The organism is Streptomyces sp. SID3212, from assembly GCF_009865405.1.
Lineage (GTDB): Bacteria > Actinomycetota > Actinomycetes > Streptomycetales > Streptomycetaceae > Streptomyces.
The window spans coordinates 1-14,319 of record NZ_WWJY01000106.1 but is presented as its reverse complement, the minus strand read 5'-3'; the positions used below and the strand labels follow the sequence as shown (position 1 = coordinate 14,319).

Annotated in this window: 13 protein-coding genes; 3 read left to right on the top strand and 10 right to left on the bottom strand. The window is 70.7% G+C overall.

Annotated features, from left to right (window positions below; translation table 11 throughout):
- The 3 genes from GT042_RS03085 to GT042_RS03075 all read left to right on the top strand — a co-directional run.
- On the top strand, positions 1-648 hold a 648-nt coding region (locus GT042_RS03085; protein ID WP_161307149.1), incomplete at its 5' end, for a chitosanase.
- Positions 649-815: 167 nt separating this feature from the next.
- A complete protein-coding gene (locus GT042_RS03080; RefSeq protein WP_161307148.1) occupies positions 816-1,679 on the top strand; it encodes a chitosanase in 864 nt (287 codons plus the stop codon).
- A gap of 260 nt (positions 1,680-1,939) precedes the next feature.
- The gene (locus GT042_RS03075; RefSeq protein ID WP_345943664.1) at positions 1,940-5,275 is read left to right on the top strand and encodes a GH92 family glycosyl hydrolase; all 3,336 of its coding nucleotides are present in this window, start codon (positions 1,940-1,942) and stop codon (positions 5,273-5,275) included.
- A gap of 162 nt (positions 5,276-5,437) precedes the next feature.
- Here the strand turns inward: GT042_RS03075 and GT042_RS03070 are convergent, their stop codons facing one another.
- From GT042_RS03070 to GT042_RS03025, 10 genes are all read right to left on the bottom strand, one after another.
- The gene (locus GT042_RS03070) at positions 5,438-6,823 is read right to left on the bottom strand and encodes an 8-oxoguanine deaminase (RefSeq protein ID WP_161307147.1); all 1,386 of its coding nucleotides are present in this window, start codon (positions 6,821-6,823) and stop codon (positions 5,438-5,440) included.
- Between the two features lie 27 nt (positions 6,824-6,850).
- Complete coding sequence (pucL, locus tag GT042_RS03065; protein ID WP_161307146.1) at positions 6,851-7,792, bottom strand: factor-independent urate hydroxylase; 942 nt, start codon at positions 7,790-7,792, stop codon at positions 6,851-6,853.
- A gap of 5 nt (positions 7,793-7,797) precedes the next feature.
- Positions 7,798-8,229: a hydroxyisourate hydrolase gene (gene uraH, locus GT042_RS03060; protein ID WP_161307150.1), complete on the bottom strand. Its 432-nt coding sequence runs from the start codon at positions 8,227-8,229 to the stop codon at positions 7,798-7,800.
- Between the two features lie 16 nt (positions 8,230-8,245).
- Complete coding sequence (gene uraD, locus GT042_RS03055) at positions 8,246-8,755, bottom strand: 2-oxo-4-hydroxy-4-carboxy-5-ureidoimidazoline decarboxylase (RefSeq protein WP_161307145.1); 510 nt, start codon at positions 8,753-8,755, stop codon at positions 8,246-8,248.
- A gap of 129 nt (positions 8,756-8,884) precedes the next feature.
- Entirely contained in the window at positions 8,885-9,820 is a 936-nt protein-coding gene (locus tag GT042_RS03050) for a hypothetical protein (RefSeq protein ID WP_161307144.1), read from the bottom strand.
- Between the two features lie 211 nt (positions 9,821-10,031).
- Positions 10,032-11,105 (bottom strand): helix-turn-helix transcriptional regulator, encoded by a 1,074-nt coding sequence (locus GT042_RS03045; protein WP_161307143.1) that lies wholly within the window; start codon positions 11,103-11,105, stop codon positions 10,032-10,034.
- 81 nt (positions 11,106-11,186) lie between these two features.
- Positions 11,187-12,701, bottom strand: coding sequence for an MFS transporter (locus GT042_RS03040; protein ID WP_161307142.1), 1,515 nt, complete (start codon positions 12,699-12,701; stop codon positions 11,187-11,189).
- Between the two features lie 280 nt (positions 12,702-12,981).
- Positions 12,982-13,398: a helix-turn-helix domain-containing protein gene (locus GT042_RS03035; protein ID WP_161307141.1), complete on the bottom strand. Its 417-nt coding sequence runs from the start codon at positions 13,396-13,398 to the stop codon at positions 12,982-12,984.
- Positions 13,395-13,670, bottom strand: a complete 276-nt coding sequence (locus tag GT042_RS03030) for a hypothetical protein (protein ID WP_161307140.1) — start codon at positions 13,668-13,670, stop codon at positions 13,395-13,397. Before GT042_RS03030 ends, GT042_RS03035 begins: the two co-directional genes overlap by 4 nt.
- 46 nt (positions 13,671-13,716) lie before the next feature.
- On the bottom strand, positions 13,717-14,319 hold a 603-nt coding region (locus GT042_RS03025), incomplete at its 5' end, for a PhzF family phenazine biosynthesis protein (protein ID WP_237530425.1).

Sequence of the window (14,319 nt, the reverse complement as noted above, 5' to 3'; positions counted from 1 at the left end):
GACTGGAAGGCGCAGTACGGCTACATCGAGGACATCGGCGACGGCCGCGGCTACACCGCCGGGATCATCGGCTTCTGTACCGGGTGCGGCGACCTCCTCCAGGTGGTGCGGCGGTACACGGACACCCGCCCGGACAACCAACTGGCGCGCTTCCTGCCGGCGTTGGAGGCGGCCGACGGTTCCGCGTCCCACGCGGGCCTGGGCGCCCCCTTCACCGCCGCGTGGAAGAGGGCGGCCCGGGATCCCGCCCTGCGCGCGGCGCAGGACGCCGAGCGCGACCGGCAGTACTTCGACCCGGCGGTGTCCCGCGCGAAGGCCGACGGGCTGGGCGCGCTGGGGCAGTTCGTCTACTACGACGCGTACGTGATGCACGGCTCGGGCGACACGGACGGCACGGTCGGCTTCCGTACGATCCGGGCCGAAGCCCTGCGTACCGCCGACACGCCGGCCGAGGGGGGCGGCGAGGAGGAGTACCTCGACGCGTTCCTGGACGCGCGGGTCGCCGCGATCCGCCGTGAACCCTCCCACTCCGACACGAGCCGTGTCGAAACCGCCCAACGGCTCTTTCTTGCCAAGGGCAATCTGAACCTCGACACCCCGCTCGGCTGGAAGGTCTACGGCGACCGTTACCGCATTTCCGGCGAGTAACACCCACGCTCGCCGCGCGTCACACTCCCTCGCAGAACCGCCCGAACCACCCCGGCACCAGATCTTCCTTGCGCCGAACGGGTGTACGCGGCCCACATCCTTTGGTAGGAAAGCTTCCTAACAAACAACCCACGCGGGAATCCCCCCTCTGGAGGCCTCAGGTGTCCATGTCCCCCATACGCTCCTCGCGCCGGCTCGCGTTCCTCCCCCACGCCCTGCTCGGACTCACCCTGGTGGCGATTCCGGCCACCGCCGTCGCGAACACGGCACCCGCGCCCGCCGCGGTCACGGCCACCACGGCCGGCACCCAGGCCGCCGCGGCGATCGGCCTCGACGACCCGGCGAAGAAGGAAATCGCCATGAAGCTGGTCTCCAGCGCGGAGAACTCCTCGCTGGACTGGAAGGCGCAGTACGGCTACATCGAGGACATCGGCGACGGCCGCGGCTACACCGCCGGGATCATCGGCTTCTGCTCCGGCACGCACGACATGCTCGACCTCGTCGAGCTCTACACCCAGCGGGTGCCGGGCAACGCGCTCGCCAAGTACCTGCCCGCGCTGCGCGCCGTCGACGGCACGGACTCGCACACCGGCCTCGGCTCCGGCTTCGTCAGCGCGTGGAAGACGGCCGCCAAGGACACCCAGTTCCAGACCGCGCAGAACGACGAGCGCGACCGCGTCTACTTCAACCCCGCGGTCAGCCGCGGCAAGTCGGACGGCGTCGGCGTGCTCGGCCAGTTCATCTACTACGACGCCATCGTCATGCACGGCGACGGCAACGACGGCACGAGCTTCGGCGGCATCCGCAAGCGCGCGCTCACCAAGGCCAAGCCCCCGGCCCAGGGCGGCAACGAGACCACCTGGCTGAACGCCTTCCTCGACGCCCGCGTCTGGGCGATGCAGCAGGAGGAGGCCCACTCGGACACCAGCCGCGTGGACACGGCGCAGCGGGTGTTCCTCAGCAAGGGCAACCTGAACCTGAACCCGCCGCTCGACTGGAAGGTGTACGGGGACAGCTTCCACATCGGCTAGGCCGTCCGGCGGACCCGAGAGGGGCCGCTTCCCTGATCGGTGCGCGTGCGGCGCTGGGTACGGCGCGTCGCACGCGCACTCTTGACACCTGGTGATCACCCGGAGGACCATCCTGACCCGATCATGACAACGTTGTCCGCTCAGGCGTTGTCCGAACTGATGAAGGGCAGGGAACGGTGTCAGACACTCCCTCAGGTCGCTCTCGCGCGGGGCGGTTCCGGCCGGTGCTCCGGCCGTCCCGGCGCCGTACCCCAAGTGGCGTGGCGGTCGCGCTCGTGGCGGCGCTCGGTACGGTCCTCTCGCTGGCCGGCGCCGTCCCCGCGTCGGCCACCACCCCCGCCGCGGCTCCCGGTGGCGGCCGGGGCGAGGTGCGGGACACGGTGGCGTACGTCGACCCGCTCATCGGCTCGACCAACGCGGGCAACACCTACCCCGGCGCCGTACAGCCCTTCGGCATGTTGGCCTGGAGCCCGCAGAACAGCCGGGGCAGCCAGGTCTCGACCCCCGCGCCCGGCGGGTACGAGTACGGCGCGACGAAGATCCGCGGGTTCAGCCTCACCCACCTCAACGGCGTGGGCTGTTACGGAGCCAACGGCGACATTCCCGTGATGCCGTACGTCGGCGAGGTCGACTCCTCCCCCACGGCCGACACCACCGACGCCAAGTACGCCAGTACCTTCTCCCACGCGGACGAGACCGCCGAGGCGGGCTACTACAAGGTCGGGCTGGCCAGTGGTGCCTCTGCGGAGCTGACCACCACTCCCCGCACCGGCTCGGGGCGCTTCGGCTTCCCGGCGGACAAGCCCGCCAGCATGCTGTTCCGTACGTCCAACTCCGAGACGGGCAGCGGCGACGCGACCGTCCGGGTGAACCCGGCGGCGCGGACGGTGACCGGCTCGGTCAGCGCAGGCAACTTCTGCGGCCCGCAGAGCGCCAACAACCGCCACGACCTCTACACCCTTTATTTCACGGCCCACTTCGACCAGCCGTTCGCGAAGACCGGCACCTGGACCGACACCACCCTGAACCCCGGATCGACCTCGGCCTCCGGCGGCACCGGCTACGGCTCGAACGGCATCCCGGCGGCGGGCAAGGGCTCGGGCGCGTACGTCACGTTCGCCCCGGGAACCGCGCGGGTGCAGGCCAAGGTGGCGATCTCGTACGTCAGCGCGGCCAACGCGGAGGCCAACCTCCGCGCCGAGAACCCGCCCCGCAAGACCTTCGACGCAGTGCGGTCGCAGGCCGGGTCGGCGTGGCGGAGCGAACTCGACAAGATCAAGGTGAGCGGCGGTTCCGACGCCCAACGCACCACGTTCTACACCGCGTTGTACCACTCGATGCTGGAACCGACCCTGACCAGCGACGTCGACGGACGCTACCTCGGCGCGGACCGCGCGCCGCACCGGCTGGCGAAGGGCCAGAAGGCGCAGTACGGCACCTTCTCCGGCTGGGACCAGTACCGCGCGCAGGTGCAGTTGATGACCCTGCTCAACCCGAGGGCCGGCAGCGACTACGCCCAGTCCCTCTTCAACTACGCGAACCAGCGCGACGGCGAGTGGGACCGCTGGCTGCTGGAGAACGGCAAGACCAGTGTGATGTCCGGCGATCCGTCGGCCGCCGCCCTCGCCGGGATCCACGCCTTCGGGGGCCGTGACTTCGACGTCAGGGGCGCGCTGCGCTCACTGATCACCGCGGCGACCGTGCCGACGGCGAACGACTCGGACAGCGCGGGCTGCAACGTGGAGTGTGTCGGGCAGCGCCCGGCGCTCGACAAGTACCTGGAGCTGGGGTACGTACCGGCCGACGGCTGCCACTGCTGGGGCGGCGCGGCCGAGACCCTGGAGGACGCGGCGGCCGACCACGGCCTGTCGGAACTGGCCGGTGCCGTCGGCGACCGGGCGAACCAGAAGGCGTTCCTGGAGCGTTCGGGCGCCTGGCGGTACGTCTTCGACGCGAACGCGACCCCGCAGGGCGGTTACATGCGGGACAGGAAGGCGGACGGGACCTGGGTCGGCGGTTCGTTCTCCCCGGGCACCGAGAGCGGCTTCGTCGAGGGCACCAGCGCCCGGTACACCTGGATGGTCTACTCGGACGTGGCCGGTCTCGCCCGCGCGATGGGCGGCAACGAGACCGCCGTGAAGCGGCTGGACGCGTTCTTCCGTACCCCCGAAGGCGCCTTCGACTTCTCGGCGCAGGACCCCACCCGCTACGACCCCACCAACGAGCCGGACATCAACGCCCCTTACCTGTATGACTATTTGGGGGCGCCCTGGAAGACCCAGGAAACCGTACGCGCGGAGCTGGACCAGCTGTGGACCGACCGGCCGGGCGGCATTCCCGGTAACGACGACGCGGGCACGATGTCGTCCTGGTACGTCTTCTCCGCGCTCGGCATGTACCCGCAGGTGCCCAGCCGAGCCGATCTGGTGCTGTCCGCACCGCTGTTCCCGCGCGCGGTGATCCGTACCGGACACGGCAAGAAGATCACGGTCAACGCGCCGGGCACCTCGGCAGAGAACCTGTACGTACGGGGACTGCGGACCGACGGCAGGAAGTCGACCAGGCCGTGGGTGCCCGCCTCCTTCGTCACGCACGGCGGCACCCTGGACTACACGCTGGGCAGCGAGCCGGACAAGGCGTGGGGCAGCGACCCGGCCGACGCCCCGCCGTCCTTCCGCGAGGGCGGAGTGCCGTTCTTCACGGGTACGGCGCCCGGCCAGGTGAAGGTGGAGCCGGGCGGCGAGGGCACCGGCTCCGAGGTCAGGGTGCTGACGATCGAGGACGCGGCCACCACCGTGCACTGGAAGGCGACCCCGCCCGACGGAGTCGCCGTGACGCCGTCGGAGGGCGACTTCCCGGTGGCCGGGGGTGGTTCGGGCAGCGAGAAGTTCACCGTCACGGCCACGGCCGGCGCCCGGCCCGGTTTCTACACGGTGCCGGTGACACTGACCTCGGCGACCGGTACGGCGCTGCCCAAGACGTCGCTCGCGGTGACGCTCGCCGCGCGGGACAGTGTGCTGTGGAACCTCAACAACGCCGGGATCTCAGCGGACGACACCAACCCCCAGGCCAACTTCGATGGTCAAGGCTGGAGTTACTCGGCCAAGGCCCTCGCGGGAGCGGGCGCGGAGCCCGGTGGCACTGTCTCGGCGGGCGGTTTCGACTTCACGTGGCCCGCGGTGAACCCGGGTGACCCGGACAACATCGAGGTGGTGGGCGGCGGCGCACCGCAGGTCCTCGACGTTTCGGCGGGTTCCGCGGACGCGACGAAGCTGAGCCTGCTGGGCAGCGCGATCAACGGCGCGACGACGGGTGCGGTGACTCTCACGTACACGGACGGCTCGACCCAGCGGGCCCAGATCGGCTTCAGCGACTGGACGTTGGGGGGCGGCACGCAGCAGCCGTCCTTCGGCAATGTCGTGGCGGTCCACACCACGTACCGCGACGTGTCGGGCGGTGGGGTGGACCAGGTCGGTACGGACGTCTTCGCCACGGCCCCGATCCCGTTGGAGGCGGGGAAGCGGCTGGCGAGCGTGACGCTGCCGGACACGACGGACGGCGGTGTCATCCACGTGTTCGCGGTGGCGACGGCCTGATCAGATGACGGAGGTGGGGGCGGCTCCGGTCGCCCCCACCTCTTCTCCCCCACCTCTTCTCCCCTGCCCGCTCCCAGTCCGGGACCGTGAGGTCCAGCCCGGGGGGTTGGGAACGCGGATCCGGCCGGGGGCCGTCCCCCCCGGCCGGAGTTGCGGGGCGGATCAGTCCTGTCCGGCGATCCGCGCGAGGCGGCCGGCCTCGCTCCTGGCGGAGCGGGCGACGGCGTCCTCGTCCACCGTGGTGAGGTGGTTGTCCTCGACGACGGCGCGTCCGTTGACGAGCGAGAGGGTGACCGGGGCCGCGGCACCGAGGATCAGCGCGGTCACCGGGTCGGCGATGGAGGAGTGGGCGAGGGTGTCCATCTTCCAGAGCACGAGGTCGGCGAGCTTGCCCGCCTCGATCGAGCCGATCTGGTCGGCGCGGCCCAGCACCCGCGCCCCGCCGTACGTACCGAGGCGCAGTGCCTGACGCGTCGTCAGGGCCGCTTCCCGGTGGGCGCCCAGACGGTTGATCAGGAGGGCGTTGCGCAGTTCGGTGTGGAGTTCGCCGGACTCGTTGGAGGCGGTTCCGTCGACACCGAGGCCGACGGGGATGCCTGCGGCGAGCATGTCGGGGACCCGCGCGATCCCGGCGGCCAGGCGGGCGTTGGAGGAGGGGCAGTGGGCGACGCCGGTGCCCGTACGGCCGAAGGCGGCGATGTCCGCGTCGTTCATGTGGACGCAGTGGGCCATCCACACGTCGTCGCCGAGCCAGCCGGTCGATTCGAAGTAGTCGGTCGGGCCCATCCCGAAGCGTTCCTTGCAGAACTGCTCCTCCTCGACGGTCTCGCTGCCGTGCGTGTGCAGCCTGACCCCCTTGCGGCGGGCCAACTCCGCGCCCTGCTTGAGGAGTTCGGTGGAGACGGAGAACGGGGAGCAGGGGGCCACCGCGATCTGGGTCATCGCGTCGAAGGAGGTGTCGTGGTAGCGGTCGACGGCCTCCTCGGTGGCGGCGAGGGCGCCGTCCAGGGACTCGACGGCGAAGTCCGGCGGCAGGCCGCCGTCCGACGTCCCCCGGTCCATGGACCCCCGGGCGAGGGTGAACCGTACGCCCGTCTCGGTGGCCGACTCCATGATCGCGCCGGTCAGGTCGCCCGCACCGCGCGGATAGACGTAGTGGTGGTCCATGGCGGTGGTGACACCGCCGCGGGCCATCATCGCGAGGGAGCCCCGGGCGGCGGCGCGGAGCATCGGCTCGTCGATGCGCGCCCAGACCGGGTAGAGCGCGACCAGCCAGTCGAAGAGGTTGTGGTCGGTGGCGAGGCCGCGGGTGATCCACTGGTAGAAGTGGTGGTGGGTGTTGACGAGGCCGGGGGTGAGGAGATGGCCGGTGCCGTCGACACGCCGTACGACATCGTCCAGACCGGCGGGGGCGGGGCCCGCGCCGACCGACTCGATCAGGTGGTCCGCGATCACGACGTGGCCCGAGGCGTACTCGGTGTCGTGCGCGTCCACGGTCGCTACGGCGCAGTTCTCGATGACGATGCGCGAGACGCGCGGTGCCGCCATGGCGGTTCCTCTTCCTGTACGGGCGATTCAGAGGGTGGTCAGGTCCGCGGCGATCCGCGCGTCGGCGCCGTCGCGCAGGACAGTGGCCTCGATCAGGCCGTACGGGCGGTCCGCGGCAAGGTAGACGGCTCCCTCGGGGCTGTCGTTCTTGAGCCCGAACGGCGCCAGATCGACCAGGAAATGGTGCTTGTTGGGGAGCGAGAACCGGATCTCGTCGATCTCGTCGCGATGGTCCAGGACCCGGGTGCCCATCTGGTGGAGGGTCTGCTGGAGCGAGAGCGAGTAGGTCTCGGCGAAGGCGGCGAGCACATGGCGTTTGGTCTGTTCGTACGACTCGTTCCAGTCGGGCGCGCCGATGTCGCCGTCGGCTCCCTCGTCATCGGAACCCGCGTCACCGGACCAGCCGTACCGCCAGCGCGCGGACACGTCGGTCGCGAGGATCCGGTCGTACGCCTCCTTGAGGGTCGTGTACTTGTCCTTGGCGAACCCCCAGAACTCGGAGTCGGTCGAGTTCAGCACGGTCAGGTCCTTGAGTCCGGACACGACCTCCACCCGCTCGCCGTCGAAGGTGATCTGGCTGACCCGGGTCTCCTGCCCCCGGCGGACGAACGAGTGCCCGCCGTCGCCCCCCTCACCGGCCGCGATCCGCTCCCAGGCGTACTCCTCGATCCGGACACGCGCCCGGTCGATCGGCGCGCACGTGGTCACGAAATGCCGTGCCAGCACGATGCCGAACTGCTCGGGGGACTCGATGCCGTGCTCCTTGGCGAACGCGTACACCGTGTTTTTCATGGTGTCGGTCGGCAGGACATGGGCGTTCGAGCCGGAGAGGTGGACGTCGTCCAGATCGCCGGAGAGGGAGACCGAGACGTTCAGGTCCTTGATGTGGTGGGTGGCGCCGTCCCGCGTGATCTTGACGACGCGGTTCTCCGCCTTGCCGTACTGGTTCTGTCCGAGCGTGGTGGGCATGCCTGCTAGCTCCCTCGGTATACGGAGTAGCCGAACGGGTTGAGCAGCAGCGGTACGTGGAAGTGCTCGCCCGGGGTGACGGCGAAGGTGACCGCGACTTCCGGGAAGAACGCACCGCTGTCCCGTAGCGCGGGGGCGTCCTGCCGCTCCTCGGCCTGTGTCCTGCGGGTGAGATACGGCCCGGTGGTGAAGTCGAGCCGTACGTGCGTGGTGTCCGGCGGCAGCGCCGGCAGGTGGGTGCAGCGCCCGTCCGCGTCGGTCCGCGAACCGCCGAGTGTCACCCAGGCGGCGCCGGGACCACCACGCGCCGCGAGCGACACGGCGACGTCCGGGGCGGGGCGTCCGGCGCTGGTGTCCAGGATGTGCGTGGACACGGACGCCGGGGCGGGGTCGCGGGGCGCGCCGGCGGCCGGGTCGGGGCGGGTGCTGGTGCTCACGGGGTCAGTCACGGGGTCAGTCTCCTTCGAGGACGAGGCGCGTCAGCCGGATGCGGTTGATCTTGCCCAGTTCGGTGCGCACGATCTCGCGCTCCTCCTCTGGCGTATGACGGAGCCGCGTCCTGAGCGCGTCCCGCATCTGCTCACCGGTCGCGCCGGTGGCGCAGATCAGGAAGACATGGCCGAACCTGTCCTGGTACGCCAGGTTCAGTTCGAGCATCTCCGCCCTGAGCGCGTCGGAGGCGCCGGCCATCCCCCGCTGTTCGCGGGAGGAGACCGGGTCCCCCGGGGCGGGCCGCCCGATCGGCGGGTGCCCCGCCATCGCCTCGGCCAGATCGTCCTCCGCCAGCGCGGCCACGGCGGTGTCCGCGGCGGTGAGGAGGTCGTCGAGTCCTGCGTACGGACGCTGAGCGAGCAGCTCGCGCCCCCACGCCGGACTGGCGCACACCTCACGGAGCACGGCCAGGGCCGCGCTGTCGGACGAGACGTTGAACCGGGCTAGGCCCGGCGGTGGCCGGTACGTCACGGTGCCTCCGTGGCTGCGCTGAACGGGCTGCGCCTAGCTAACGCCCTCGCCCCGACGCCGTCAACACTTTGTTGAAATCCCGGCCGGGCCACGACCGGACCGGGACCACGCACCCGCCCCCAGGTGGTCCTACGGGTTCGGGACCAGGATGGTGTAGCAGGACATCGATATGACGATGTCGATGGAGGTCGTGTTCACGATGACCAGGAAGGTCGCCTCGCACGTCTCTTCCGGCTTGAAGAAGTTCTGGATCGCCCCGCCACCGGGGCGGGCAATGACCACGCCGCCGGGCAGATGCAGATATCCGTCGATCATCACGCCCACCCGCCAGTCGTCGATCGGGTTGGTGTTGGGCCACCACACGCCGACGGGCGGCGGGGTGTAGCAGAGAACTCCCGAACGCAGCATGTCGGCGTCGTACTTGGCGCGGTAGCCGACCTGCGACGCCCAGGCCGTTCTCTGGAGCTGGGTCGCGGCGGCACTGTACTGGCCCTGGGAGATGGCGGTGATCATCGCCTTGAAGGCCAGTGCCTTGAACTGGTCGGGGCCCGCGTCGAACATCACGTCCATCAGCGCCGCTCTCCGGTTGCCGGACAGCGAGTCGAAGCCCGGAATCAGAGCTTGCAGAGCCTTTTCCGCGGCGGTGAATCTGACTTCGAAAAGGAAGCGGACCTGATCAGGGGTCAGATCCTGGGCACCCGACCGGACATCGTCGTAGTCCGCGCCCACGGCGTCGAGCAGGTCCCGTGCGTCCGGGCTGTCGAGATCGAAGCCGATCCCCACGGTGAGGCGGCCCTGCGGGTTCGTATGGACGTGCGGATCGCCGTCCAGGCCGTTCGAGCTCTCGCGGCCGGCCACGAAGGACAGCGCCTGCTCACGGGTCATCTGGGTGCCCTCGTCGCCCGCCGGCGCGTCCGGGTCCACCTGCCCGGGACCCGAGGTGACGCACGCGGGCAGGGGCGTGGCGAAGGCGGGCGCGGGCGTCAGCAGCAGCGGAAGCGCGGCGACGGCCGCGACCAGGAGGGCCGCGAGCGGGCGGCGGGCGGATGATCTTCGGCGGACCATGGGTACTCCTCGGACGAGAACACGGGAGGGGGGAGGCCCGCTCATGATCGAGTAGGAGCGAGGTCCGGCGATATCCCAGAAATCAGGGGGTTTCCCGGGACCGGCCGCGCGCCACCGCTCACCGCCGCCCCCGGGACCGCTCCGGGATCTCGGGATCCCGAGATCGTGGGATCCCCGGCTCGCGAGATCGTGGGATCCCCGGCTCCCGGGATCAGTCCAGGATCTCCGGCACCCGCGAGGCGACGAGACCCGCCACCAGGTCGCGCCGGCTGCGGACCCCCGCCTTGGTGAACACCGACTTGAGGTGGTCCTGCACGGTCAGCGGTTTCAGCGACAGCGCGCGGGCGATCTCCCGGGTGTCCCTGCCCCGCAGCACCTGTACGGCGACCTCGCGTTCGCGGGCGGTCAGCCCGTACGTCGCGAACACCACAGGCAGGACGTCGTCCGCGTTCGCGGGGGTGATCACGACGGCCGCCAGGTGATCGGCGCCGCAGCCCATGATCGAGGTGTTGAGCACCAGCCACGCCCCCGCGTGGGTACGGACCCGCAGCCGCGGCGGCGCGCCCGCGGCCGCCTTCGCCGCCCTGGCCTGCTCCACGGCCATCAGCAGGGAGGTCGGCACCTCGAAGACCCCCACCGCGTCGTCCGAGATCTCCCCGAGCAGCACCTCGGCCCGGTCGTCGGCGCGCACCACCCGGTTGCGGGAGTCCAGGAGCAGTACGGCCGGCGGGTGCCCGCCCGCCGGTGAGCCCGCGGCGCGCATCTGGCTGTGCCGCAGGGCCGTACCGAGGGAGCGGGCGGCACGGCGGGCGAGCGCCACCTCCCCCACGCGGTAGGCGCCCCGGTCCGGGGCGCGCATGAAGGCGGCGCACCCCCACGCGGCGCCCGCCGCCTCGAACAGGGCCCGCAGTTCGTCGCCGAATCCGGCCGGGGCTATCTGCTCGCGGAAGCGCCGGCTGTCACCCGGGCGGCCACGCGTCGCCCGGGTGAGGGAGTCGGCCACCAGTCCGCCGCGTCTCAGGTCGGCGAACTGGGTCACGTCCTCGGTCCGGATCTCCAGCTCCACCGCATGCCGGAAGTCCTCCAGCCGCAGGTCGTCGGTGAGGACGGAGGTGACCAGACCGGTCGCGGGGTCGGTCCCGTGCCAGCACACACCGTCGTACCCGAGGACCGGGCGCAGCACCTCGTCCGCCCTCCGGAAGATCTGCGCCGCGCTCAGCGGTAGGTCGGCCAACTCCTCCAACTCGGCGATCGCGTGGCGCCGTTGATCTTTCTGGGAAGTCATGGCCAAAGGATAGGAACCGGGATCAGGGGTCAGGGGCCGGGTCACACGGTTCACGTGCCATACGGTCACAAGGTCATACCGTCACACCTCCGAATACTCGGACTCGGGACGCTCGCTCGGCTCGGCCTCCACGGCCGCCGCCTCCTGGCGCCGGTTGCGGGTGTACTGGGCGATCGTCACCAGCAGCGCGAAGATCGTGATGCCGACGGTGACGCCGATCGCGGTCTTCATGTGCGGGAGAAGCTGCGCGTGCTGGATGTGTGTCGTCCCGGTGCCCAGGATCGCCGTGACGACCGCGAGCACGATCGCGCCGCCGATCTGGAGGCTGGAGTTCAGGATGCCGGACGCCAGTCCTTGCTCCTCGTCCTTCACGCCCGCCGTGGCCTGCACGTTCACCGCCGGGAAGCAGAGCGCGAAGCCGACGCCGAGCAGCAGGATCGTGGGCAGCATGAAGTTCGCGTACGACTGCCCCGGGCTGACGCGCAGGAACAGGGCGTAGGCCGCCGCGAACGCGGTCAGGCCCGCGAGGAGCAGCTTGACCGTACTGAAACGCTCCAGCAGGAGCGGGATCTTCGAGCCGCTGAGGACCACGACCAGTCCGCCGGGCAGGAAGGCCAGGGCCATGTGGATCGGGGACCAGCCGAGGGAGTTCTGGACGTACAGCGTCACCAGGAACTGGAAGGCGACGTAGCCGCCGAACATGACCGCCGCCGAGATGTTGGCGTGGACGAGCGGGCCGGAGCGCAGGATGCCCAGCCGCAGCAGCGGGGTGGGGTGCCTGCGTTCGAGGACCACGAACACCGCCATCAGCACGACGCTCAGCGCCAGCAGGCCGAGGGTGGAGAAGCTTCCCCAGCCGTGCGTGGGCGCCTCCACCACCGCGTACACGAGGAGCAGCAGCGCCGCCGTACAGCTCACCGCGCCCCGCAGGTCCAGCCCGGACAGGCTCAGCTTGCCGCGCGGGACCCGTGGGATGACCTTCAGGCCCGCGACGACCAGCGCGAGGGCGATCGGTCCGGGGACGAGGAAGGTGAGCCGCCAGTTCAGCTCGGTGAGCAGTCCGCCGAAGATCAGCCCCAGGGAGAACCCGCTCGCGCCGCACGCGGCGTAGATCCCCATGGCGCGGCTGCGTGCCTTGCCTTCGGTGAAGGTGGTGTTGATGATCGACAGGCCCGCCGGGACGGTGAAGGCGGCGGACGCGCCCTTGATGAAGCGCAGGGCGATCAGCAGGATGTCGCTGTCGACGAAGGTGCTGATGACCGACGCCGCGCCGAACACGCACAAGGCGGCGAGGAAGACCCGTCGGCGTCCCAGCAGGTCGGAGGCTCTTCCGCCGAGCAGCAGGAGGCTTCCGTAACCGAGGACGTAGCCGCTGACGATCCATTGCAGCGAACTGGCCGACAGATGCAGGTCCCTGCCGATGTCCGGCAGGGCGACCCCGACCATCGTGAGGTCGAGACCGTCGAGGAAGAGCGCTCCGCAGAGGACGATCAGGAGGATCCAGGTCGCCGGTTTCCACTTGGAGTCGCCGAGGGTGGACAGAGATCCGTTTTTCGTGGACAGAGATCCGTTTTCTTCCGAATTGGGATCATTCATTCGGCAAGAGTAAGCAGGCCCGCCATGCGCCCAAAATGACGGGATACGTCCGCATTCGGCGAAGAATTTCCGTTACGCGTCCGTACGTGTCCCGGCCGCCACCGTACGGAGCGCGACAACCGCTGTACGGCCCGCTGCCCGGCCGGCGCCCGGTGGATCGGGCCACGGCACAACATTCCTTTGCCCTGATGTTTGCCAAGCTTTGGGGATGGCCGCACGGCCGGCCCCGCCGGGGAAACCGCCGGGGAATATGTGACGGGTGTTCAGCGGCGGCGACGCGTCAGCCGTCCACCGCCGGCGGACGCTCCCCGTCCTCGCGCGCCTTCGCCCGCTGCTCGTTCGCGTAGTTCAGGTAGTTGTAGACGGTGAAGCGGCTGACGCCGAGCGCGCTCGCCACCGTCTCCACGCCGTGCCGTACGGAGAAGGCGCCGCGCGCCTCCAGTATCCGGACGACCGATTGTTTGGACTTACGGTCCAACTCGGCCAGCGGCATGCCGTGCCGGCGCTCCAGTGCGGCCAGGATGTGGTCCAGGGACTCCGAGAGCTGCGGCAGCCGTACGGCGAGAACCTCCTCGCCCTCCCAGGCGAGCACGACGTCGTCGGGCTCGGCCTCGGCCGCCGCCATGAGCTCGCCGCCCATCGCGTCCACCAGCGGCTTGACGGCGGCGACGAGGGGGTGGTCGCGCGGGGCGGTCACCGACCGCCCTCCGGGGCTTCGTCCGCCGCTTCCGCGTCGATCACGTTCACCTGGAGCGAGACCCGGGTCGCGCCCGCCGCCAGGGTCTCGCGCAGCAGCGCGTTCACGGCCGCCAGCACCTCGTCCGAGCCGCCCTCGGCGGTGTTGCCGAACGGGCCGACGTCGACGGAGTCCAGCGAGGCGTTCCCCACGACCTCCCGGGCCACCAGCGCGTGCGCGGGTGCCTCGTCGAGGTCGAAGGGTTCGGTCGTGAACTCCACCCGCAGTCGCACCGCGCCTCCACCGTCGTCGCCTCGACGTTCGTACCGGAAGTCGACCTTAACGGATCGCGGGAGGGAGCCGGTCGAGTCGCCCGGCGGCGACCAGGGCGACCTCGCCCCCGACCCGTACGTTCGTCAGGGCGTCCGCCGGCCCCTGGGGCGTCACCCGCATCAGGCTCGGGCGGTCCGCGAACCTGCCCTGGGCGAGGGTGAATTCGGCGTCCGGAGGGACCAGCCCGTGCTTGGCCAGAAAGGCGCCGACGCAGCCGGCCGCGCTGCCGGTGGCGACATCCTCCAGCACCCCGTCGTTGTTCCAGCTCCGGCCCTCGGGGACCCACCTCCCGGTGGCGCCTGCCGCCCCGACGTCGAGGACGTACGCGAACCGCGCCCCGTACCCCTCCAGCAGCGCGGCGAAATCCGGGTGCGCGATCCGAGCCTCCGCGAGCCCTGACGTCACCGGCACGATCAGATAACTCAGCCCGGTGGTGACCACCTCCAGGGGCAGATCGGCGAGGGCCCCGGCGGGCAGCGAGAGCGCCCCGGCGATCCCCGCCCGCCCGGCCGCCGGGACCTCGCCGAGGAAACGCGGCGGCCCCTGGTCGAGCAGCGCGGTGACCCCGACGGCCGACGGCGTCGTGGTCACGCCGACCGTCGCGCCCGG